Origin of the sequence: Paenibacillus ihumii (assembly GCF_001403875.1) — a bacterium.
GTDB lineage: Bacteria > Bacillota > Bacilli > Paenibacillales > Paenibacillaceae > Fontibacillus > Fontibacillus ihumii.
The window spans coordinates 119,974-143,207 of the sequence record NZ_LN884295.1 but is presented as its reverse complement, the minus strand read 5'-3'; the positions used below and the strand labels follow the sequence as shown (position 1 = coordinate 143,207).

General features: G+C 48.6%; 15 protein-coding genes. 12 read left to right on the top strand and 3 right to left on the bottom strand.

The window, feature by feature from the left end:
• Positions 1 to 205: 205 nt before the first annotated feature.
• From BN2762_RS01625 to BN2762_RS01615, 3 genes are all read left to right on the top strand, one after another.
• A complete protein-coding gene (locus BN2762_RS01625) occupies positions 206 to 1,597 on the top strand; it encodes a sugar ABC transporter substrate-binding protein (RefSeq protein ID WP_055105311.1) in 1,392 nt (463 codons plus the stop codon).
• Positions 1,598 to 1,661: 64 nt separating this feature from the next.
• A complete protein-coding gene (locus BN2762_RS01620) occupies positions 1,662 to 2,639 on the top strand; it encodes a carbohydrate ABC transporter permease (protein WP_230202399.1) in 978 nt (325 codons plus the stop codon).
• Positions 2,636 to 3,493 carry a carbohydrate ABC transporter permease gene (locus tag BN2762_RS01615; RefSeq protein ID WP_055105310.1) on the top strand — a complete coding sequence of 286 codons (858 nt, stop codon included), beginning with the start codon at positions 2,636 to 2,638 and terminating at the stop codon, positions 3,491 to 3,493. Before BN2762_RS01620 ends, BN2762_RS01615 begins: the two co-directional genes overlap by 4 nt.
• Positions 3,494 to 3,568: 75 nt before the next feature.
• Here the strand turns inward: BN2762_RS01615 and bglS are convergent, their stop codons facing one another.
• Both bglS and BN2762_RS01605 read right to left on the bottom strand, forming a co-directional pair.
• Positions 3,569 to 4,306 carry a beta-glucanase gene (bglS, locus tag BN2762_RS01610; protein ID WP_055105309.1) on the bottom strand — a complete coding sequence of 246 codons (738 nt, stop codon included), beginning with the start codon at positions 4,304 to 4,306 and terminating at the stop codon, positions 3,569 to 3,571.
• Between the two features lie 90 nt (positions 4,307 to 4,396).
• On the bottom strand, positions 4,397 to 5,959 hold the full coding sequence (locus tag BN2762_RS01605) for an extracellular solute-binding protein (protein ID WP_055105308.1): 1,563 nt from the start codon (positions 5,957 to 5,959) through the stop codon (positions 4,397 to 4,399).
• Between the two features lie 213 nt (positions 5,960 to 6,172).
• Here BN2762_RS01605 and BN2762_RS01595 point away from each other — a divergent pair, with 213 nt between their 5' ends.
• The 6 genes from BN2762_RS01595 (at position 6,173) to BN2762_RS01570 (ending at position 15,952) form a co-directional block, all read left to right on the top strand.
• Positions 6,173 to 10,819, top strand: coding sequence for a carbohydrate binding domain-containing protein (locus BN2762_RS01595; protein ID WP_055105306.1), 4,647 nt, complete (start codon positions 6,173 to 6,175; stop codon positions 10,817 to 10,819).
• A gap of 211 nt (positions 10,820 to 11,030) precedes the next feature.
• The gene (locus BN2762_RS01590; protein ID WP_055105305.1) at positions 11,031 to 11,630 is read left to right on the top strand and encodes a TetR/AcrR family transcriptional regulator; all 600 of its coding nucleotides are present in this window, start codon (positions 11,031 to 11,033) and stop codon (positions 11,628 to 11,630) included.
• 71 nt (positions 11,631 to 11,701) lie between these two features.
• Complete coding sequence (locus BN2762_RS01585; protein WP_055105304.1) at positions 11,702 to 12,922, top strand: MFS transporter; 1,221 nt, start codon at positions 11,702 to 11,704, stop codon at positions 12,920 to 12,922.
• Between the two features lie 175 nt (positions 12,923 to 13,097).
• Positions 13,098 to 13,592, top strand: a complete 495-nt coding sequence (locus tag BN2762_RS01580; RefSeq protein WP_055105303.1) for a PH domain-containing protein — start codon at positions 13,098 to 13,100, stop codon at positions 13,590 to 13,592.
• Positions 13,589 to 15,115 carry a PH domain-containing protein gene (locus BN2762_RS01575; RefSeq protein WP_055105302.1) on the top strand — a complete coding sequence of 509 codons (1,527 nt, stop codon included), beginning with the start codon at positions 13,589 to 13,591 and terminating at the stop codon, positions 15,113 to 15,115. The genes BN2762_RS01580 and BN2762_RS01575 overlap by 4 nt, the downstream gene beginning before the upstream one ends.
• A gap of 228 nt (positions 15,116 to 15,343) precedes the next feature.
• Entirely contained in the window at positions 15,344 to 15,952 is a 609-nt protein-coding gene (locus BN2762_RS01570) for a hypothetical protein (protein WP_148499850.1), read from the top strand.
• Between the two features lie 356 nt (positions 15,953 to 16,308).
• Here the strand turns inward: BN2762_RS01570 and BN2762_RS01565 are convergent, their stop codons facing one another.
• The gene (locus BN2762_RS01565) at positions 16,309 to 16,884 is read right to left on the bottom strand and encodes a TetR/AcrR family transcriptional regulator (RefSeq protein ID WP_055105300.1); all 576 of its coding nucleotides are present in this window, start codon (positions 16,882 to 16,884) and stop codon (positions 16,309 to 16,311) included.
• 273 nt (positions 16,885 to 17,157) lie between these two features.
• Between BN2762_RS01565 and BN2762_RS01560 the strand changes: the two genes are divergently transcribed.
• From BN2762_RS01560 to BN2762_RS01545, 3 genes are all read left to right on the top strand, one after another.
• Positions 17,158 to 17,793 (top strand): FMN-dependent NADH-azoreductase, encoded by a 636-nt coding sequence (locus tag BN2762_RS01560; RefSeq protein ID WP_055105299.1) that lies wholly within the window; start codon positions 17,158 to 17,160, stop codon positions 17,791 to 17,793.
• A 2,061-nt stretch (positions 17,794 to 19,854) separates the two neighbouring features.
• A complete protein-coding gene (locus tag BN2762_RS01550) occupies positions 19,855 to 21,630 on the top strand; it encodes a sensor histidine kinase (RefSeq protein WP_055105297.1) in 1,776 nt (591 codons plus the stop codon).
• Complete coding sequence (locus BN2762_RS01545; RefSeq protein WP_055105296.1) at positions 21,623 to 23,200, top strand: response regulator transcription factor; 1,578 nt, start codon at positions 21,623 to 21,625, stop codon at positions 23,198 to 23,200. The genes BN2762_RS01550 and BN2762_RS01545 overlap by 8 nt, the downstream gene beginning before the upstream one ends.
• The last annotated feature ends 34 nt before the right edge of the window (positions 23,201 to 23,234 follow it).

Genomic DNA, 23,234 nt, shown 5'->3' with positions numbered 1-23,234 from the left:
GCTCGTTTATTTTTTTGCATATTAATTGTTTCTTTATTAGTCATTCTATCCGTTGAAGTGAACCCCAGAAAAGGTGGTCAATAAAAACATAGTAATGTTTAAATCGAGTTATTTTGGTTCCCGCGGATTCTTTTTACAATAAAAATACAGCGCAGGCAACTGCGTACGCATCTAATTTTAATGAAAGAAAAACGGGGGGACAACAATGAGTAAGAAACGGATCAGCCTAGTCCTTTTGACCATCATCGTCATGATGAGCATGATCTTATCGGCTTGCGGGGGCAGCAAAGGCAGCAGCAGCTCAGGAAATCAAACGGACAAGAATGCGAACAATTCAACGACAGGCGCTCCGCAAGAAGAAGTGACGCTGACCGCCTGGATTATGCCGAACAGTCCGAAGCCAGATAAAGATTTCATGACCGCCATGAAGCCTTATCTGGATCAGAATCCAAACGTTAAATTGAACGTCACGGTTCTCGACTGGGGTTCAGCATGGACGAAGATCACCACGGCTGCAACGAGCGGTCAAGGTCCTGACATCCTGCAATTGGGCACTACTTGGGTGCCTGCCATTGCGGCAATGAATGGGATCGAAGATTTGACGGATCGTGTTGAGGAATTGGGGGGACAAGCCAATTACCTTCCTGCCAGCTGGAAAACAACGATGATCGACGGGAGCTCCGAGGTGTATGGTGTACCGTGGTTTGTGGACGCCCGGGCTCTCTTCTATCGCAAGGATGCCCTTGATAAAGCGGGGTTAGATCCGGCAACTGCGTTTAAGGATTGGGATACCTTTAAGCAGACGTTGAGCAAATTGAATGGAATCGAGATCGAAGACCAGAAAATGACCGCCTTCGGCGTACCCGGCAAAAACGACTGGAACGTTCCGCACAATATTTTCCCATGGATTTGGGCTGCGGGCGGCAGCGTATTTAATGAAGACAATACCAAGGTAACATTCAATGATCAAACCGCTCTAGAAGGAGTCATGTACTACACCGGCCTGGCCAATGAAGGACTGGTGGAGAAGGCTTCCCTCGAGAAGAACTCATCCCAGATCGAGAGCGACTTCTCGGACGGTAAAACGGCAGTCATGGTGAGCGGCGCCTGGATGATCAAAAACTTTGCAACTCCTGAGGAAGACGGAGGCGTAGGCGGAAAAACCGCAGCCCAAAATTACGGCGTAGCTGCGCTTCCAGCGGGTCCTGCAGGTCCATCTACATTTATTGGCGGCAGCCACTTGACGATCTTTAAAGGCTCCAAGCACAAAGAAGCGGCATGGGATATCATTAAGTACTTGTCCAGTGATGAAGCACAGCTGACTTATTCTCAATTGTCCGGCCAGCTGCCGGGCAAAAGATCGGTGATGGAGTCGCTGGCATCCGACCCGAATTATAAAGCATTGGTTGAGGCTACGAATTACGGGATGTCTTATCCTTCTATTCCTCAATGGGGACCTTGTGAGACAGCTCTTGTAAAATACTTCGGAAATATTTGGGACATTGTAGCGGGTGTTTCTGGAACTTACAATGAAGCATCGATCCAAAAACAGCTCGATGATGCAGCTAATGAAGTCAGTGCTATCCTGAATCAGTAACAATCCAAATGTGCTATCAAGTGCTCGCTTGATAGCACACTTTATTAGAAGGAAGTGAGACACCGTGGAAATATCAAGAAATCCGGATACGCCGGAAGTCAGAAAACCCTTCGGAGCCCGGTTCAAAAAGGGGTTTAGGGAATACCGCGTCGCGTATTTATTCATACTTCCCACCTTTTTGTTTATGATGCTTGTTCACGTCTTGCCCATGATCCAAGGGATCGTAATGTCATTTTTGAAGTTGAATCAGTTTACATTAAGCCAGTATTTAAAAGCCCCGTTTATTGGATTGAAAAATTATTCGGAGCTGCTTTTCAATGAAAATAATCCTGTCCGTCAAGGTCTGGGATACGCGCTGCGGAATACGGCCATATACAGTGTCGTCGTAACCATTTCTGTAATGATTATTGGATTACTTGTCGCGATCCTGCTGAACCGGGATTTCCCGGGAAGGGGGATTGCCAGAGCGGCCATGCTGCTTCCGTGGGTTGTTCCCTCCTATGTTGTGGGAGTCCTTTGGGGATTTATGTGGCAAAAAGAAGGCATCATTAATTATATTCTGGTCGATATCCTGCATTTAATGTCTGATAAGCCCTTCTGGCTGATTGGTCAAAATACGATTTGGGCGATCATTATTCCTACTGTATGGAGAAGCTGGCCATTCATCATGATTGTCTTTCTGGCTGGACTCCAAACGATTCCGGATGATCTCTACGAAGCAGCGAAAATTGATGGTGCCGGCCGATTGCGGCAGTTTTTTACTATTACCCTTCCGATGCTGAAGCCGATCATCGCTGTTCAGCTTCTATTCCAGATTATCAACAATGTGTACTCTTACAATATCGTCGCCATGATGTTCGGAAACGGATCCGGCTACCCTGGCAAATGGGGCGATTTGCTCATGACCGCCTTGACCAGACAGACTTTCGGATATTGGTCCTTCGGGGTTGGCGCGGCGGCCTCTTTCCTTCTGATGGGAGCTATGTTGATTATTGTGGGGATATGGTATCGAATCTTTAGATCGGAGTTGAGAGTGGATTGAATACCCGAATCGCGAAAAAACTAGAGTATTACTCCCTAAATACGCTCACCTGGGTGATTGTTGCAGTTGTCGTATTCCCGATTTTTTGGATGGTCAAGGTTTCCCTCCATACAAATGGTGAGATCCTGCAGGGGATAACCAGCATGGCGATCCCTGAGCCGCAATGGCTTAACTACAAGAATCTTTGGGAAACGATCAATTTTGGCCAATATTTTAAAAACAGCTTGTTGATTTGTACCGCAACGATGCTAATTTCTTGTTTCCTGGCCATATTGGCGGGATATGCACTTGCCAGGTACAGGTTTCCGGGCTCCGGATTGTTCGGAATCAGCGTCATCGGGACACAGATGATTCCGGGTATTATGTTTCTGTTGCCCATTTATTTATTATTCTTAAATATCAAGGATACGCTTGGCCTTCCTATGGTGGATACGTATTGGGGAATGGTGCTGGTCTATTCAGCATTCTATACGCCTATGAGTATTTGGATTATCCGGAGCTTTTTTGTTTCGATTCCAAAGGATTTGGAAGAATCCGCACGGATTGACGGCTGTAATCGAATCCAGGCTTTTGTCCGGATTATTCTGCCCCTTTCCTTGCCTGGCATTATCGCCATGTGTGTGTATATTTTCTTGACGGCTTGGGACGAATTGATGTTTGCCTGGGTGCTGACGACGACCCCGGAAGTTCAAACGATTCCCGTAGGGATCAGGCTGTTTGTGGGCCAATATACCAACCGTTATGATCTGTTGATGTCTGCGGCGACGGTTGTTACACTACCCGTTATTATTACCTTCTTCTTATCGCAGAAGTATTTTATCAGCGGGATGACAGCCGGCGCGGTGAAAGGGTAGCCTTGGCAAGACAAACAAACAGCTTATTTTCCGAAAGGAAGATAAGCTGTTTGTTTTTGCATATCGTGTTTGATTCTATTCCTCCGGGTAAGGGGTGTATTTCATCCATTCATACTCCGCCGTAATAGGGGACGCACCGTCGTAGGGGCCCAGCCATGAGTCAACACCGGTGCCGTTCCAGAGGTTCATCATGATTTTGGCAGGGGTGACGGGAATGTCAGCCGTTGCCGTATGTACCAGCTTTCCGTCAATGTACCAATTGATTTCCTCCTTTGTCCACTCAAAGGCGTAATCGTGGAATTCCTCAGAGGCATCATACCCAAGATCAATTAGTTTCTCATGGTTGCCGACCCCGTCGGTGTAATAGTTCAATTGGACTTGGGTCGTATCCTTGCCAAGGAATTCGATGTCAATTTCGTCCCAAGGCGTTCCGAAGGGGGGGCCAGTATATACAAAGAAAGAGGATACAATTCCTGTATTTTTGGCCGCCTTCATACGAACTTCATATTTGCCGTAATGATAGGTATCCAAGGTTTTGTACTCCGAGCCCTGTATATTTCCAGTATCATTCTTTGTAAGCATCAGTTCCATTGTTGAACCGTTAAAATGGATATTGTCGGCGGACCATACACAGTCAAAAGGGTCCCCATTGGAGTATCCGGTAGACATCTCCCACTTTGCCGGGTCATGCCTTGCAAATGTTTGAACCCAAGTGTTTTCTTGTTGGAGCTCATGGGTATCGCCGTTTTTGTCTGAACAACCTGCACCCAATAAGGCGATTAAAACGGTAAAAACAAAAACTTTCTTTTTCATCTGATCATCCATCCTGTCGTTTAATCTTATTTCATTCTAGATGGACTATCGATGGGGATTAAAGAGCAATCTTTCAACATAGCTATTATATTATTTACTTGTTCCATGAATGGACTGATACCATTCGTTCACTTCTCTGGTCATTTGTTCTCCGCCGTTTGCCTTCCAATTCGCCACAAAATCATCGAAGTAGTCTATATTTTTTTTACCGTAAATGATTTGTAAAAACGTCTCATGCTGTGTTTGCTGAAGCTGGTCGCCCTTCTCCAGCATGGTGGGTGTCGGCGGGCCTTGATACTCGTTGGGTAACCGGCTGGAGAATAGCTGGGCGAGCACGGGTTTCTCGGTGTCGGACACCATTCTCGTCCAATGGGACGGAATTCGTGCGCCGTCATAGGTGAGGGTATAGGCCGTGACATCGACATAACCGCCGGGGATGAGGCTTCGATCCATGGAATACTTGCCATTTACCATCGTATAGTCATAGTCTTTTGCCATGCCGTACGCGAATTCTCCTTCGCCTAATCCTTGTGTTTCGTACAGGTCGTTCATGTAACGGAAAAAAGCTTGTGGATTCCTTATGTTTTTGTTGATGAGTACAGCCCCGTTTCTAGGTTGAGAAGCACGATGATACGATTTGCCGTCTGGCCCTTTTGGCAGGGGAATGGCGATGAATTTAGCCTGGGGATTCTTTTCCGTGAGTACGTTAAGCGGCCAGAACCGCATCCAATGGGGTCCGATAACGATGCCTGCTTTTTCTTGGGAAAATAATCGGGCGGCCGACTCTTCATCCTGCCATAACGCTTCATTCGGAAAGTACCCTGCCTCTCTCCATTCTCTAAGTTTGATCAAACCTTGCTTGGCTGAAGTTTGGATCGACCCGAACTCCAACTGATTCTGAGCTTCGCAGAAATTCCATTGTTCCGGCAGGCAGCCGTACATGCCGAATACCCAGCTGATGTCAGCCATCCAAGTGCTGATGGTGTTGCCCAGACTAACGGCCAGGCCGTAGGTGTCATCCTTCCCGTTGCCGTCGGGATCTTGGTAAGTAAATGCCTCAAGCACCTTTTCCAGCTCCGGCAGGGTGGTAGGAGGGGACAACCCGACCTTTTCAAGCCAATCCTCCCGAATCCACATCATGGGATCGGAATTATAGTCATAGTCCAGAATCGGAATGGCATAATGCTCTCCTTGCCGTTCGTAAGGATACCAGACGGAAGGGTTCTCATTCATCGCCTTTTTCCAGACGGGAGATGCGTATTGCTCGAACAAATCATCTACGGCCATAAATTGGCCGGAATCAATCATCTGATGAACGACATCGGTTCTAACCGGAATAATATCGGGCATCTCTTGTTTATTCAGCAGATGCAGCTTCAATTTGGTTGAGAATGTACTGTCCGGGGTTGTCCATAAATATTGAAGATCAATGCCTAATTTCTCGCGCACCGATCGGGTATGAACGTTATCTTCAATGTTTTCGCCATTCTTGAAGCTAAGGGACGGCCGCAAACTAAATACGGTTGTCAATGTTTCCGGTTGGTTTCGGCTCTCAGATGGTGCATCGGACTGCGTCCACTGGCCGTGTTGATAGAGTTCGTACATCGCTATCAGAATGAGGAGTATTGCTGGTACGAACCATGTTTTTTTCATATTCTATCCCTCCGAAAATCATTGTATCATGGAACGAATTGACATTGAACGCTGGTTCCGCCTTGCCGATCAAACTAGTTAACGGACAGCTAGAAAAGCTAAGAAGTAGTTATATGGCCGGTGGCAACATCCCTTTTATAATGAACTTACATTGCGATAAGGGAGAGTGAGTATACGGTGAAACGGTTCATTGCACAAGGTCTAGTCCTGTGTATGTTGTTCAGCAGTTTCATGACTGCGGGTTATGCCAGTCCGATGAAAGAGGATTCCAAGGAAAGTGACATAAAGGGCCATTGGGCCGAAGCTATGCTTGGGAAGTGGACCTCTTTGGGAGTTTTGTCGGGATATCCCGATGGGAAGCTCCACCCGAATCAGCCTATGTCCAGAGCTGAGTTCAGTATGCTGCTGCAGCGGGTGTTCGGTATTAGCGGAACGGACCAGCCCGCATTTAAGGATGTGCCGGCGGACGCTTGGTATGCTTCTTCCCTGGCAGCAGCTGCTCATGCCGGATTTATTAAGGGGTACGAAGACGGAGCGTTTAAACCTAACAACTCGATTACGAGAGCCGAAGCAACTGTGATGATGTCCAGAGCTTTTCAGCTGTCTGAAATCGAGCGGGGAATGGGCACGGATGTGATGGGCATTTTTTCGGACAAATCAGAAATTCGCCCTTACTCCTTGTCTGCTGTAAAAGAACTGGTTATGGCGGGGGCCATCCAAGGATATCCGGACGGTTCTTTCCGGCCCGATCGATGGGTTACCCGCGGTGAGGCGGTTGTCATGCTGGATCGGCTTGCCGGGACACTGTACAACAAGGCTGTCACCGATGAACGGAAGGAAATGCTGGCAAATGCTGTAGTCAATTCGAAAGCTGTGATGCTCCGAAACAAAGAGATTACGGGAAATCTGTATCTAACCCAGGGGATCGGCAATGGGGACGTGACGATAGAAAATTCGAAAGTCGCCGGCGTAACCTTCATAAACGGCGGGGGGCAAAACAGCATCCATATCAAAAACACGGAATTAGCAAAGGTGGTGCTGTATAATCTGGATCATCCTATCCGCGTAACCGTGGAAGGTGAGTCCGTAATTCAACAGCTGATATTGCGCAGTCCGGCTGTGCTTCACGTAGATGATGGAGCTGCGATTCAGCAATTGATGCTTCAGAAAGGTTCAAGCGGAACAGTAATGAGTGGAAAAGGTGAAATCTCCCGCGTAAAATCTGAAGCGGCAGGAATCATGGTAAACGGCAAAGAGCTGGAGCAAGGGAAAGAGTACATTTGGCCGTCTGAGAGGGAAGCGTTGATATCTGCTGACGAGAAGGGCGTTCCAGCAGGGAATACGGGGAAAGAAACTGGCGGGTTGAATCCATCACCGGGGAATAGCAGCCCTGGCACGGGCAGTAATTCGGGATCCCTTCCGCCTGACTCCTGGTCACCTGTGGTTGCGCAGGGAAGCTTACCTGGTACAACAAAGGTAACTGCCACAGTCTCTGCAGGGAACCGGCTGGCTGTCCTGGTATCCAACAAAGAGATTTCCTCTATGCAGGCCGGGGAAGCATTGCATAAGAGCAATTTATTGATAGATCCCTATGAATCAGGAACCGATATCTCCGGGGTTGACTCAAGCATTAACAAGTATCTTGGAGTTTATGAAGTTGATCAGAACGGAAAGATTGTCCGTTTCCGGCAGATGGTCTTGACGGAAGCAAATATTAAGCCTGAAGCATGGAATATGGTTTGGAATGATGAATTCGCAGGAACCCAAATCGACACCAGCAAATGGAACCATGTGCGAGGCGGTGGCGGTTACGGGAATAATGAGCTTCAAAACTATACGGATCGCGCAAAGAACGCTCGCATTGAGAACGGGCATTTAGTTATTGAAGCCCATAAGGAAGATTATCAAGGCAATGCATACACTTCCGCGAAGCTGACGACTGAGGGCAAGGGAGATTGGACTTACGGCAAATTTGAGATTCGTGCCCAAATGCCGCAAGGCAAAGGAATATGGCCAGCGATCTGGATGATGCCTACGGATCAGAATTTGTATTCCGGTTGGCCGGCTAGCGGAGAAATCGATATCATGGAGCTTCTGGGCCATGAGCCGAATAAAATATATGGCACTCTTCACTATGGACTGCCTCATGAGCAATCGCAGGGCAGCTACACTCTGCCTGAAGGTGCCACGTTTGCCGACGATTTTCATACCTTTGCGGTAGAATGGGAGCCCGGAGAGTTCCGTTTTTACGTGGACGGGGTGTTGTATTCCAAGCAGAACAACTGGTTCAGCCAAAATCAGCAGGAAGGTGGAGAATACACCTATCCCGCACCCTTTGACAGGGACTTCTTCCTGCAGTTGAATCTGGCTGTTGGCGGCGATTGGCCAGGGAATCCGGACTCCACTACGGAATTTCCGCAAAAGATGCTCGTAGACTATGTCCGTGTCTATGAAAGGGATGGTCAGGCTTATCGCCAGCCAGTTATGCCTGCAGCCAAGAACGTCGTCATAAGAGAGCCGGGAGAAGATGGGAATTATGTGGAGAACGGAACGTTTGAAGATGAATTGAACCATTGGGTGTTTCAACCGTTCGCCCCACCTGCTGATCTGTTCGGCGGTAGAGGATCTGTGGCGGTGGATCAAGGAGCAGTGAAAACAACCATAGATCAGGAAGGGGACGTCAATTACGCCATCCAGCTGATTCAAGCCGGCTTGCCATTGATTAAAGGATCGACCTACCAGCTGTCCTTTGATGCATGGTCGTCAGGAGACAGAACGATGATAGCGTCATTGTCGGGCCCTGACCGGAGCTACACCCGCTATATGGATGACAAAACGGTTGCGCTTACCGCGGAACGGCAAAACTACACCTATACTTTTACCATGAATTCGGATACGGACCCTAATGCCAGACTAGAGTTCAATATGGGGGACGCAGGCACCCTGCCGGTATGGATTGATGAGGTGCGTCTTGTTAAAACTGCTGATCCCGATCCAAATATGCCTCGTAGTGCTTTACCGAGCGGAAACTTGATTTATAACGGCACTTTTGATCAAGGCAAGGATCGCCTCGGCTTTTGGAAGATCGATGGACCGGGCAGCGCGGATGCGAATTATTATGTCGGAAGCGCGATAACTGACCGCAAGCTGTACGTAAAGCCAAGAACTGCTGGACAGCCTGATGCGCTTGTTCTTCGTCAGGATCGGTTAAACCTCATAGAAGGAAAGATGTACATTCTGTCATTTAGCGCTAGAGCGGAAAATAACGTATCCATTTCGGCACGGATAGGCAATGAAGATAAGCCGAGTCTTTATGGAGAGCAAGTGTTTGCCATAGGAACAGAACCGCAAACTTATTCATGGATTTTTACAATGGGCCCGGTGCACAGCTCAAGCCAGCTTGAATTCGGGTTGGGGGCTTTGACGCATCGCCTTGAGCTGGATAATGTGAGCTTGAAGGAAATGAGTCCGCCTGTGGTGGTCAACGGTTCGAAGCGGATTGAAGCGGAGAATTATTCTGATATGAAAGGCGTACAAAAGGGAGAAGACGGATTAAGCGTTGGCTGGATCGATCCGGGCGACTGGATGCAGTACATCATCGATGTCAAGAAGGCTGGCGAATACAAGATTGCTTACTACGTTGCGTCGGGATATGAAGGGGGCGGATCATTGACCTTGCTGGCCAAGCAGGGCAGCGTATATACGCATACATTGCCCGTAGGCGAGATCCAGGAGACGGATGCGGATTTCAAATATACGTGGAACGTAGCGAATACGGGCGATTGGGGAATCTTCAAACTGATGGAGCAGACCATTCAGCTGAATGAAGGAATCCAGACCTTGCAAATCTATGCTCCTCATGTGAATATTGACTATTTTACGCTGACGGATGTCAATCAGCGGAGTTCCACCGGAAATCTAATTCGCAATGGGACCTTTGATGCCGATGTCAGTGAGTGGCAGACCTATCAGTCGGACAACAAGTCCGATAAGCTCTCTATTATGGCGAAGGATGGTGTCATGCAAATTCAACTCCCTGAATTAATGCCCGAAAATTGGAACCAGCAGGTCTATCAGGAGGGCCTCACGTTGGAGCAGGGGAGAATCTACTCGGTAACCTTTGATGTCTATTCCACGGTAGATCGGCCAATTCAATTGGGTGTAGGCGTTGTGGATCCCAGCAATAACTATGCGTATACGGATTTCCTTGACGGCAGCAAGCCTACGATTTGGCTAACTCAGGTGAAGCAGCAGCAGCAATTTTCCTTCGTGATGAACCATCCGACGGAAACCAATGCCAAGCTGGAATTTGATTTGGGCCAGCTAACGATTGGAGGGAATGTATACGATAAGGCGGGGGTTATTTTCCTGGATAATATTCGGCTTAGCAGCAGTCTGATTCAGAACGGACTGTTCGGTGAAGGAACGGATCATTGGTCGGCCTATTGGGGGGATGAGTGGAACGGGCATTCTTCCGGAAGCTTAACCCAGAGTGGCGGAGAGATGGTGATCCAAATCGGTTCGGCAGGAAGCCAAAATTGGAATCCGCAAATCAGCCAGGAGGGAATCCGGCTCGAAGAAGGTAAAACCTATCAGATTTCCTTGGATGCCCGTGCGAGCGTTCCGAGAAAAATAAATATCGGTCTTGGAAAAAAGCTAAGCGAAGATCCTTGGCATGTCAGCTATTTCGGAACGGATTTGTCATTGACTACGGATATGGAGAGATACACATTTAAATTTACAATGAAGGGTACGACAGAGGATCATGCCAGAATCGATCTGAATGTGGGCGAGGTTGAGGGCTTGGGTTCCAATACGGAGGTCATTTTAGACAATATCGTGCTGGTTGAGGTAGATTAAAGCCGTCAGGCACCGGTATAAAAGAATTGTAGAAAAGGTACAGTCCCTTAAGTGGTTGGGTGGCTGTACCTTTTTTTGTTATATATTTATGACATCATTTCCCATGGATGATTTGGTTCTTGGTACGGTTTAAAAAGGGGTTGCTTAGGCTGGCCTTTTTCAATTATAATACTGAATAATTGTTCAGTATTCTGAAAGCGGTGATTCAGGAGTGAATAAAAAGAAGCAGCAGAGCGAGCAGACCCAGAGGAAGATTGCTGATGCATCCCGGGCATTATTTATACAAAAAGGCTATAAGGCTACCTCGATTGAAGATATCGTCAATGCAACCGGCTGCAGTGCAGGAAATATTTATTATCATTTCAAGAATAAAGAGGGGCTATTTCTATATTTGATTGAGGAATGGAACCGGGAATGGGAAGAGACGTGGCTCGCCGAGGAGCCGCTCTATCCGACGACGATCGATAAATTGTACAGCATGGCAGAGCATTTGGCGCTTGATCAATTAAATCATCCGCTGTCCAGGGTCGCTGATGAGTTCTACAACAATTCGGAGAAAGCCTCGGACGTGGAGGAGCGTATAAATGAAATTGTCAAAGGATATCTAACTTTTAATCGGCAGCTGCTGCAAAAAGGAATCGACAATGACGAACTAAAAATCACAGATGTTGACGGACTAGCCATGATTTTGGACAGTCTTCTGCTGGGCTTAAGTCAGCACTCGCGCAATATGGGTCAGGAGGAAACGCTGCAGGCTTACCGGTTGGCTATGGATGTTTTTTTGCATGGGATCGCCAAGCCAAGCCCATAGTTTATTTTTTTATCCCATGATTTTGAATGAATATTCAGTATGTTCCATAACAACGTTTGGGGGAAACAAGCATGGCTTTAATGTTAAAAAACCGGGGAGCAATACTGATCCTCATGTTGAATATTTTTCTCGTATTTACGGGAATAGGCCTGATCATACCGATTATGCCCAAGTTCATGAATAATTTAGGCATCGGCGGGAGCACGATCGGCCTGCTGGTGGCAACCTTTTCACTGACGCAGTTTCTTTTCTCGCCGCTGGCCGGCCGGCTGGCCGACTCGTATGGAAGAAAGCGGATGATCGTCCTCGGCATGATCGTATTCGCTGTATCTGAAGTCATATTCGGGATGGCGAGCGCTCCCGCGCTATTGTTTGCCTCGCGGATGCTCGGCGGCATAAGTGCTGCCATGATCATGCCGGCCGTGATGGCTTATGTCGCGGATATTACGACCGAAGAAGAACGCGCTGCCGGGATGGGTTATATTAACGCGGCGATTACCACGGGCTTTATCATCGGTCCCGGTATTGGAGGATATATCGCCGAATTCGGTATCCGCGTTCCTTTTTTCGCTGCAGGAGCCGCAGGGTTTATAGCAGGCTGTATGTCCTTGTTTGTCCTGAGGGAATCTCTTTCTGCAAAGAAATCTTCATCCGACTCATCAGCTGCAGCGGACAAAGGGGGCAGTCTTCTATCCCAATTGCTGAATTCCTATCGAGAGCCCTTCTTTTTAAGCTTGATTATCGTGTTTGTCATGTCCTTCGGACTGGCCAACTTTGAGACCGTATTTGGACTGTTTGTCGATCATAAATTCGGATTTCAGCCCGGAGATATTGCCTTTATCATCACCTTTGGCTCTATCGCTGGAGCCGTGGTTCAGGCTACGGCCTTCAGCTGGATTTTGAATCGCTTTGGCGAGAGAAATGTAATCACGATATGCCTTCTATTTGCGGGCCTATTCATTCTTATGACACTCTTCGTCCATAAATTTTGGATGATTTTTGCCGTTACCTTTGTCGTCTTTCTGGCGATCGACATTTTGCGCCCGGCCATCAGTGTCCAAATGTCAAGGCTTGCCATGGATCGACAAGGCTACGTGGCCGGTCTGAACTCGGCTTATACGAGTCTCGGCAATATTGCCGGACCGATCATCGCCGGAGTATTGTTCGATATTAATATCAATTATCCATACACTCTGGCATGCATGGTGCTGCTTATCTGCTTCGGCTTATCTTTAAGGGCAAAAAGGCAAATGCAGGCGCAATCTCCAGAGCATGGCTCGAGCACGACCTAAAGCCATCCAAAAAGAATATTCTAACGGGTGCTGCTAATAAAGCTCCCCCGCATGGCAAAGATGGAAGTGATATTTCCGGCATGCAGGGAAGCTTTATTTGCTTTTTTGCGACGAGAGTCCCGTCTTTTACGTATGTATATATAACAAAAGCTTCAGAACTATAGGCGGTGATTTGATGCAGTCTCCATTAGAGCTTCCGCAGCAGCAGTTGTCTAAGGACGCGGTGAAAGTATGGATCATAAGTGAATTGATCACGAATATGATTGGATTTGTCATTCTGGCTGTCTTATTATTTCTCGATCATCTATACTCTTGGAAGGAATGGATCGGTTGGATCCTGATTGGCTTTACTATACTTTCTGTAATCAGTACTATATGGTCAATGATCAATCCGTTTCTACTCTACAGAAGCTGGCGCTATGACGTGAGCGAAGAGTTCTTGCAATTGAAATCAGGCGTAATGGTGGAGAAGCACCAGCTCGTGCCAATGACCAAAATACAATCGGTAGCCACCAAGCAGGGACCCTTGCTTAGAAAATACGGACTATGCTCGTTATCGATCGAGACTATGGGATCGTCTCATGCCATCCCTGCCCTGCCTAAAGAGGTTGCTGTTGCGTTGAGAAATCAGATTGCCCATTATGCAAAAATTAAGGAAGTGGAGTCATGATGGAGGCAAGACGTTACCATCCGCTTTCTATCCTTTTTCACTTGTGGAAATTAGCCAAGAACTGTATCTTCTTTGTGATTTATTTATTCGTGATCAAGGCGGGCTCGGACTCGTCCTTCATTGTATACGGCAGGTACATCTTTGGGCTTGCCGTCGGAATTTCAATTTGCTCCATAATTTTCAAATGGCTTACGAATAAATATGTGCTGGATGATCGTTCCTTTCACCTGTACAAGGGAGTGTTCAACAGGTCGGAGCAGACGATCCCTTTCTCGAAAATCCAGAACGTTAATCGCCATATCTCCGTATTTCACCGGTTTTTTAAAATGACCTCGGTCAGCTTTGAAACGGGGATGAAGGGGGAGGATGCGGCGGTTAAATTCGATGTCATTTCTCAAGCCGAGGCAGATCGAATTGAAGCATATGTGGCGAGAATTAATGAAGCTGAAGCTGACGGATCGGAAGAACCAACTGCTCCTCCTAAGCATGCAGAGAATGAAGCCTCTCCTGCCATTGAATCTGAAAGTACTGCTCAGGAGCGAACCATTCACTTTACTCCGACAAAGAGGGATATTATAAAGGCTTCCTTTACCTCATTAAGCTTTTTAGTGCTCATCCCGGTAATTCTATCGTTTTATGACAAAGCGAAGGATATTTTTAATTTAGAGGAGAAGGCGGGAGGAATCCTTCAGAATATTCTTAGCTCCAAATGGCTGATCGCGGTTATCATCATTGCTTTCATTACGGTCTCTGTTGTTTTCGGCATGGTGAGAACCTTTCTGAAATATGGAAAATATGAAATTTCGTCAGACCCTGAACGGATTTATATTACAAAAGGCGTAGTTGAAGAAACGGTCTTCTCCATTTCCAAGGACAGAGTACAGGCTATAGAAATCGAGCAGTCAATGCTAAAAAGATGGCTCGGGCTCGCCGAGGTGAAGCTGATCAGTGCAGGCAGCTCGGAATCCAATAAAAGTATGCATGAAATCAACTCGCTGTATCCCTTTCTGCCTGTTAAACGCGCCTATGAAATGGTGTCCGAAATTTTACCCTCCTATCAAGTGACGCATGGGATGAACCGCCTTCCGCAAAAAGCATTATGGCTGCGTCTGCTGCGGCCAAGCTGGTTGTGGATCATCGTTACTGCGGGCTTGTTCTATTTCAAACCAACCGTACTCAAAATGAAGGAAGTCTGGTGGATGCTCTCAGTTGCTTTGCTCATTCTAGTCCTGGTTGCGAGAGTGCTGGATTTTTTGAATACCCGATACGCATTAAATAAGCACTTTATACAAATGCAAAAAGGAAGCTTGACCACAACGCTATTCATATCCAAGAGGGATAAGATCATTGAAGTGAAAGTAACTCAAAGCAAGCTTCAAAAGCTGCTTGGCCTCGCTTCAATCGGAACTATTAATCGGGCCAAGCCCGTGCATCACGCAGATGTAAAAGACGTGCCGCGTGAATTGGCGGGAGCTTTTTATAGGTGGTATATCGGACGCAGAAGTGAAGTTATTGCGGAATAAATCACATCGCTTTGGCGGTATTTGGGAACTGGAGGAAAGAGAGAGGCGCATCAGGCACCTCTCTCTTTTTGGCGATTCGCGTTTGTAGGACAAAAGTCGAAAAATGTCTAAAAAAGTCGATTTTTATTATTTTATTTGCTAATATAAAAAATAAAGGAAAATCCTCGGGATAGAAAACGGAGATTAGAAACAAAATAGGGGATAAGTTAACCTACTGGAGGGTATAAAATGTCACAAGACAAGGTCAGCATTGGCCGCAGACTAGCAACTACCATGCTTCTACTTGCGATAAGTACTAGTGTTTTTCTAAGCGGCTGTGCCAATAAGCCACAACCCCAATCGGGGGCACAGACACAACCACAATCTGGAGTACAGGACAATACGCCGGTGCCTGAAGCCGATGCTTCAGCAACGAACGGCTCGAATGCGAATAATTCGGCAAAGCAGCCTAATCAACAGCAGAACGGGACAGCTGACGTGTCGGAAACGGAGGCTCTTCCTTCTGGCGTTAAAGTCAAAAGAGTGATCAAGGATATTACGCTTAAAAATAATTATCATAAAAAGATAGAGCTGCTGACGGATGGAGGCAAGCGGGTTAAGATTACGGATGCCAACGGAGATATCGTTGTCCTGAAGCTGGAGTATGATGGAAGAATCGTGGAGGTTAATGGCAAGAAGGTTACCGTTCAAGTGGATCACGGAGAACAACAAACCATAACCATTCCAGACCATATCACAATTGAAGATGATGACAACCTCGGCTTGAATAAAGGGGTTGAAATCGAGTGGGAAGTCGATGCGGACGGAAACATTCAAAGCGTCGAGCTGGATGATTAATTAGCAAAATGACTGCCTAATTGCAGCTGTGCAGAGGCAGAGCTGCAGAGCAGCTTGCATGCTCCCAGCGCGCTTGCTGTTCTGAAGGAAGTTAGCCGCTTAATTCTTGCTATGGTACAGGCGTGTAAAACAGATATAAATAAAACCGAGCGAAGCTCAGGACTCAGCCCTGAACACGCTCGGTTTTTTAGAGGAATTCATCCTTCATTGACCAAATTTCGATGCGGCGATCATTGTTTGATTCCATTGCCTTGACTAGCTCAGCTTATTCCTAGGTTTTAAACAGGAGAGCGGACAGTGGCATTATACGAATGTACCTGAAGAGGATCGGCTTTGGAACGCGATTTACGTTGAATTTATAGAGCCGACGCAGATTCCATGCCATGAATAATATAAGGGATAGCTAATTGGATATATTCCTCGGCGGAAACCTGACTGTTGTTCTGCCAATCGATGGAGGCGCCATAAATGCCCCAGCTCAGCATGACCGCGGTAACTCTAAGCGATTCGTCGCTTTCTTTGAAATGCTGCAGCCGCAGCATTTTATAGAAAAGCTTTTCCAGCTCTTTTTTAATAATCGCTTCAATGGTCGTGGTAAAAGCCTCGAAGCTTCTGCGGCATTGGGATTGCAGCGATTTTTGGAATTGGGTGAGGGACAGGAAAATATTAGTGACCGTACCCTCGTTGAGCTCGTCGTGCCCGGAAATTTCACTGATGACGCTGGTCATTAAATCCTCGGTTAAGACTTTTTCCAGCAGGTCATATTTATCTGTGAAGTGATAATAGAAGGTCGCCCGGTTAACGGTTGCTTCAGACGTAATATCCTTGATAGTGATATCCTTGAACTCTTTGCGCGTAGATAGCTGAACGAACGCATCCATAATCAGCTTGCGGGTCCGAATGATGCGCGGGTCAATTTTAGCCTCGGTCATGGAAATTCCTCTTTTCGCATTTTTTCTACATTTCATTCAATTTGTCGTATAAACGATAAAAGCTCAAAACTATTGGTTGAGCGGCAATGCCATTGCCCTTACAATTATTTTATTCGACAGGTGTTGTATAAGCAATAGATGTTTGTTAGAGGGAGAAATTTACTCCATCAGCAGAATGCTGCCTCTAATATGACATCTGCAAGAAGCATCTGGTAAAATAAAGTGTGATATCTATCACATCTAAATATTAGAGAAAAAGTGGAGGAATCTTACATGAATGTTCTAGTCGTTAAAGCAAACAATCGCCCGGCTTCCGAGGGCGTGTCCAGCAGAATGTATGAAGCGTTTATGGAGGCTGTTAAAGGCAAGGAAAACCTGAACGTGACTACGTTTGACGTATTCGAGGAGGATATGCCTTACTTCGGCCAGGATCTGTTCAACGCCTTCGGCAAAATGCAAAACGGCGGCGAGCTCACCGATGTAGAAAGCCGCATTCTGGCAGCCAAACAAAAAGCAATGGACGCATTCAGCGCGGCTGATGTCGTTGTATTCGCGTTCCCGCTGTGGAACCTGACGATCCCGGCGAAACTGCAAACCTTTATCGATTACGTCTATGCAGCAGGTTACGCATTTAAATATAATGAAGAAGGCCAGCTAGTTCCGTTGATGACACACAAGAAGGCTATCTTCCTGAGCGCTCGCGGCGGCATCTATTCCACACCTGAAACAGCGCCGATGGAAATGGCCGTTAACTATATGCGCAGCGTATTCGGCGGCGTATTCGGCATGCAAATCCTTGATGAAGTGGTTATCGAAGGACATAACGCCATGCCGGCTAAAGCCAGCGAGATCATCGAGGATGGCCTGCGCCGCGTAGCCGAGGCTGCTTCCAAATTGGCTGTAAATTAATGCGCGGAGCCCACTAGCCCGGGTATGCACCATGGAAGGCATGGCCCAATAAGGGGTACATCGCTTAACGAGGAAGATCCCGCTCCAACATGGGGAGGATATCGCCTAACCAAGGAAGGGCGGCTCAACATGGAGAGTACATCTCCTAACAGTGGAAGGCACGGTCTCACATGGCGGCACACCGCCTGACATTGAAGGTCACGGTTCACCATGGTGGGACACCGCCTGACATTGAAGGTCACGGCTCACCATGGCGGCACACCGCTTGACATTGAAGGTCACGGCTCACCATGGTGGGACACCGCTTGACATTGAAGGTCACGGCTCACCATGGTGGGACACCGCCTGACATTGAAGGTCACGGCTCACCATGGTGGGACACCGCCTGACATGAAGGTCACGGTTCACCATAGTGGGACACCGCCTGACATTGAAGGTCATGGTTCACCATAGTGGGACACCGCCTGACATTGAAGGTCACGGCTCACTATGGTAGGATATCGTCTAACTTCAGGCATCTTATGGTGTTAGGTTACGTCCATCCTGTACGGGGTATGCATCACCCCGTTTGGGTATACGTGAAGGATTTATCTATACGGTACAATCCTATGCAGCAAGGCTATCTCCAAAGATCAAGAGAGTTGAATTGATCGGAGATGGCCTTGCTTTTTTGTGTGGTAGTAACTATGCAGTGTCGTTTGTACAGTGGCTGCACTTTTAGTAACTTGCATCGTCATAGTGACATCCCCGTCCTGAGGCACCTTTGCATCGTCATAGTAACTTTCCCCGTCCCGAGGTACCGTTGCATCGTCATAGTAACTTCCCCGTCCCGAGGTACCGTTGCATCGTCATAGTAACTTTCCCCGTCCCGAGGAACCTTTGCATCGTCATAGTAACTATTCCCGTCCCGAGGCACCCTTACTGCGTCATTGTAACTTTCACCATCCCGAGGTACCGTTGCATCGTCATAGTGACTTCCCCGTCCCGAGGTACCTTTGCATCGTCATAGTGACTTTTCCCGTCCAGATGTACCGTTACATCGTCATAGTGACTTCCCTGTCCCGAGGCACCTTTGCATCGTCATAGTGACATCCCCGTCCCGAGGTAACCATGCATCGTCATAGTGACTTTTCCCCTCCCGAGGCACCTTTGCATCGTCATAGTAACTATTCCCGTCCCGAGGCACCCTTACTGCGTCATTGTAACTTTCACCATCCCGAAGTCCCCCCAAGTCCCCCCCAAGTCCCCATACAGCGTAGTAACTTTGTAGTGCCCTCGGCAGCATGTAGTTTCCTCAGTAACTTTGCTTGGACTCAGAGGGGGGATCGTTACGGACACTGGTTCCGCTATTGGCGCAAAAATCGCAAAATTTCGGGGGCAACGGACCTAGGTTCCGCTATTTAGCCAAATTGGGGTGAAAATAGGACGAAAAGCAGCAAATAACGTCTTCTGTGTCCGATAAAGTCCCAAAATAGGAGAAAATGAGGAAATAGCGCCTTCTCTGTCCGTTAGCTTTCATGGAGAAATGCTTGCGCTTGAACCAGACTACTCCATCATCGAGACGCAGTTCACGAAAACTCTGGTTTTCAGCATGAGCTCGTATTAAGCATGGCTGCATCGGACGCCAGCTAGGGGCGCCCGAGAACATCTGCGAGAGGATGGCGGGGCCCCGTTTTTATTAGAAAATGTGGAGCAAAATTTGTTATTCATAGCATGGATTAGATACTTCGATGGGTATCCCGAGGCTAATTAATTATGTAAAATATCGATAAAAGTACGTATATTATATAGTAATATAAAATAGTTCACGAAACAGTTTATTAAATAGCCCCAAATCAGTCTATAGCACAGCCAATGAAACACAGTCTTATCAATCAGTGCAACTATAACCTGAGACACAGCGGGGAGAGTCTAGATCATTGTCCGAGACATAAGACAATCGGTGTATAACAGTTCTACATAGTCCAACCACAGCTCATAGATCAGCCCGTCCAACAGCATGCTGCCGCAACAAGAGACGATTAGCATGAATCGACCTTTAAAAACGAGGTGGCCATCTTGATGGGGAAAATTCGCGGAATATTCAAGGAGGCTGGCATCTATCACAAGATGCTGGTCTTGATCACGCTGCTGATGATCGTCAGCTTCTCGCTATATTGGATCGCGCTAAAATACGTAACCGATCTGTACGACCGGCAGATGTACGAACGAACGTCCCAGGTGCTGAACAGCTCCGCGCTCGGGATTGAGAACCAGCTGCGGGGGCAGGAGGAGCTGTCGTTCCGGGTGTTCTCCGATGAGCAGCTGCAGCAGAGCCTGGCCAGCCTTAAGGTAGATGGCGCCACGTCTTACCAGAAGGCCATTCAGCGCAAAAAAATAATGGATCGACTCACCTTGATTGCCGGCTCCGAGAAGTTCGTGTATTCGATCATGGTTATCGATCCGGAGCGGCATGCCATGCTTGGTGGCAACCGCGCAGGCATGGCGCAGGACCTGCAGGCCGAGCTCATCGCGATCGCGGAGTCCGCGGACGGGGCGAACGTATGGTACGTCGGCAGCGACCGTTCGCTGTATGCTGTCCGGCAGATCAGGTCGTACAGCGGGACGACCTTTCCGCGGGACAACCTCGGCACGCTCATCATCCGCTTCCGCAAAGAGCGGATCATGGAGGATTACGTGCAGAGCGGCGGAGACGACAGCCATCTCATCATTACCGACGGGAGCAAAATCATCTATCCCGACACCCCGCTTATTCCGGAGGAGGAAATTGCCGATGAACTGGTGCGCTCTGAATCCTACGGGTTAACGACGGTGGGGGGGAACAAGTACTTTTTTACGCGCGTCAAATCATCCGGTTTAGGCTGGACCTACTTGAACATGACTCCGTTTGACAGCATGTTCCGCACGATCTCGTTCGTGAAGGATCTGGTGACGATGATCTTTGTATTGATTCTGCTGATCGGCATCGGACTGGGAGTCAAGCTGTCGCGCAGCATTACACGGCCGATTGAGCAGCTGATCAAGAAGATGCGCAAAATCGAGAAGGGCGACCTCGACAATTTGGAGGAGCAGTCGCTGGGCGAGGTCCCCCGGACATCGCAGACCGAGGTGGAGCATCTGCAGCGCACCTTTAAAATGATGATTCAGCGCATCCGCGAGCTGATTAACCAAAATTACGCCAAGCAGCTGGTCATTCGCGAAAGTGAATTGAGAGCGCTTCAAGCTCAGATCAATCCGCATTTTCTATATAATACGCTCGATTCGATCAACTGGCTGGCCAAAGTGAACCGGCAGACGCAAATTTCGCAAATGGTAGAATCGCTCGGCTTCCTGCTGCGCAGCTCGCTGAGCGATGGAACCAGCCTGATTACCTTGCAATCGGAGCTCGATATCGTGCGCAGCTATGTGACGATTCAGCGCATCCGCTTCGAGGAGAGGCTGGACTTCCGCCTTGAGGTGCCGGATGAATACCTGGACGCGCTGATTCCCAAAATGACGCTCCAGCCCCTGCTCGAGAATGCCATTCATTACGCTCTGGAGCCAAGGATCGAGCCCTGCCGTATCCGTATCATTGTTGAAGAATCGGCAGAGCGCGGTGGGGGGCTCGATATCCGCGTGGAGGATGACGGTCCGGGAATGACGCCGGAATTTCTGACAGAGCTCAGGGGCGGCAGGGTCCAGACGCGGGGCAAGGGCATCGGGCTGTCCAACATTGAGGAACGCATCAAGCTGACCTTCGGCCCCGAGTGGGGAATTCGCATCGACAGCGAACCGAATGTCGGGACGACAATTCATATTCGCATTCCATATAGACAAGGAGAGGACGAGGATGTATAAGGTACTGCTCGTAGATGACGAGCGGATGATATTGGAGGGCATTCAGCAGATCGTGGATTGGGGCAGGGCGGGAACCGAGCTGATCGGTACGGCCCGGAACGGAGTCGAGGCCTATGAGCTGATCGTCAAGGAGCAGCCGGATTTCGTGATCAGCGATATATCCATGCCTGGCCTGAACGGGCTGGAGCTGGCCGAGAAGACGCTGCAATCGTTCCCGGACATCCGGTTCATCATGCTGACGGGCTACAAGGATTTCGAATATGCCCGCAGCGCGATGCAATTTGGCGTGAAGCATTATCTGCTGAAGCCCTGCAACGAGTCGCAAATCTATGAAGCGCTGGCCGAGCTGGTGGCGGAGCGGGAGGAACGGCTCGAGCGGGAGCGGTTCGTCGCGAGGATGAAGGACGGGCTGAACAAGGTGCTGCCTCATGTGAAAGAACAGTTCTTGCGCGAGCTCGTGTCCAATAAGACTTACGGGCGCAGCGACCTGGAATATTACCGCGAGCTGTTCGGATTGAAGTCGGCAGAGCAGCCGGTTCGCCTGCTCCTGTTCCAGCTGGAGGATTCCCATGAATACGAGCATCTATTTGCCTTGAAAAATATAGCCGAGGATTTGCTGACGGGCGTCCTGCTCGGAGCGACGCTTAACGGAAGGCTGCTCATGGCCATCCATGATACGCCGGATCGCGCCCTGCTTCTGCAGAGCATAGAAGAAGTGAAGCGGACATTCCTGAGCTTCTATAGCCTGGAGCTGACCGCAGCGCTCAGCGAGGCCGGTCCGATGGAAGCAGCGCGCAGGCTGTACCGCGAGACGCTGCAGTGCATGAACCACCGCTTTTACGTCGGGGAAGGGAGCCTGATTACAAAGAGCGATCTGCCGGCAGACGATCGGGGAAGCGGAGATGTCGAGCTGGATGAGGAGCGGATGGCCCTTCTGATCAAGTCGGGGCTTAGCGACGAGGTCGAGCGGGAGCTGGAGCGGCTGTTCAGCCAACTCGCCCAGCTCTGCCTGGAAATCGGCATCACGCGCTCCTATGTGCTTGAGCTGTACGCGATGCTGATTCGATTGTGCTCGCCGGAGGACCGCCAGCGCTTCACGGCCCAGATGGCCGAGATCGTGAGGCTGGATACCTTGTCGAGCCTGAAGTCATTCGTCAAGGAGGCGGCCCTGCACGTCGCCTCCGGTTATTACAAGAACAGCATCAGCCGACGATCCTCCATCGTCGAGAGAATGATTTCGATCATTGAGCAGCACTACATGGATGCTGAGCTGACGCTAAGTGGAGTCGCGCATGAGTTGCTGTACATGAATCCCGATTATCTCGGCAAAGTGTTCAAGCAGGTCACCGGCGACAACTTCTCCCATTATTTAAGCCGCCTGCGGATTGAGAAGGCGGCAGAGCAAATCCGCCGCAGCGGCGACGTCAAGGTATTCGAGCTTGCCGATTCATACGGCTTCGGGGGCAATTCCAAATACTTCAGCCAGGCGTTCAAGAAATGGATGGGCATGACGCCGACGGAATACCGCAAATCGCTCGAGGACAGTAAAGCCGCCGAGAAGCATCTCTGATTTTTATACCTTTAAGTCGGATGAGTGAGTTCCT

Bases quoted from the DNA above. Each gene is read 5' to 3' on its own strand.
- BN2762_RS01585 (WP_055105304.1), top strand. From the start codon at position 11,702: ATGGCTTTAATGTTAAAAAACCGGGGAGCAATACTGATCCTCATGTTG.
- BN2762_RS01550 (WP_055105297.1), top strand. From the start codon at position 19,855: ATGGGGAAAATTCGCGGAATATTCAAGGAGGCTGGCATCTATCACAAG.
- bglS (WP_055105309.1), bottom strand. From the start codon at position 4,306: ATGAAAAAGAAAGTTTTTGTTTTTACCGTTTTAATCGCCTTATTGGGT.
- BN2762_RS01570 (WP_148499850.1), top strand. From the start codon at position 15,344: ATGTCACAAGACAAGGTCAGCATTGGCCGCAGACTAGCAACTACCATG.
- BN2762_RS01545 (WP_055105296.1), top strand. From the start codon at position 21,623: ATGTATAAGGTACTGCTCGTAGATGACGAGCGGATGATATTGGAGGGC.
- BN2762_RS01560 (WP_055105299.1), top strand. From the start codon at position 17,158: ATGAATGTTCTAGTCGTTAAAGCAAACAATCGCCCGGCTTCCGAGGGC.
- BN2762_RS01625 (WP_055105311.1), top strand. From the start codon at position 206: ATGAGTAAGAAACGGATCAGCCTAGTCCTTTTGACCATCATCGTCATG.
- BN2762_RS01580 (WP_055105303.1), top strand. From the start codon at position 13,098: ATGCAGTCTCCATTAGAGCTTCCGCAGCAGCAGTTGTCTAAGGACGCG.
- BN2762_RS01595 (WP_055105306.1), top strand. From the start codon at position 6,173: ATGTTGTTCAGCAGTTTCATGACTGCGGGTTATGCCAGTCCGATGAAA.
- BN2762_RS01605 (WP_055105308.1), bottom strand. From the start codon at position 5,959: ATGAAAAAAACATGGTTCGTACCAGCAATACTCCTCATTCTGATAGCG.
- BN2762_RS01575 (WP_055105302.1), top strand. From the start codon at position 13,589: ATGATGGAGGCAAGACGTTACCATCCGCTTTCTATCCTTTTTCACTTG.
- BN2762_RS01565 (WP_055105300.1), bottom strand. From the start codon at position 16,884: ATGACCGAGGCTAAAATTGACCCGCGCATCATTCGGACCCGCAAGCTG.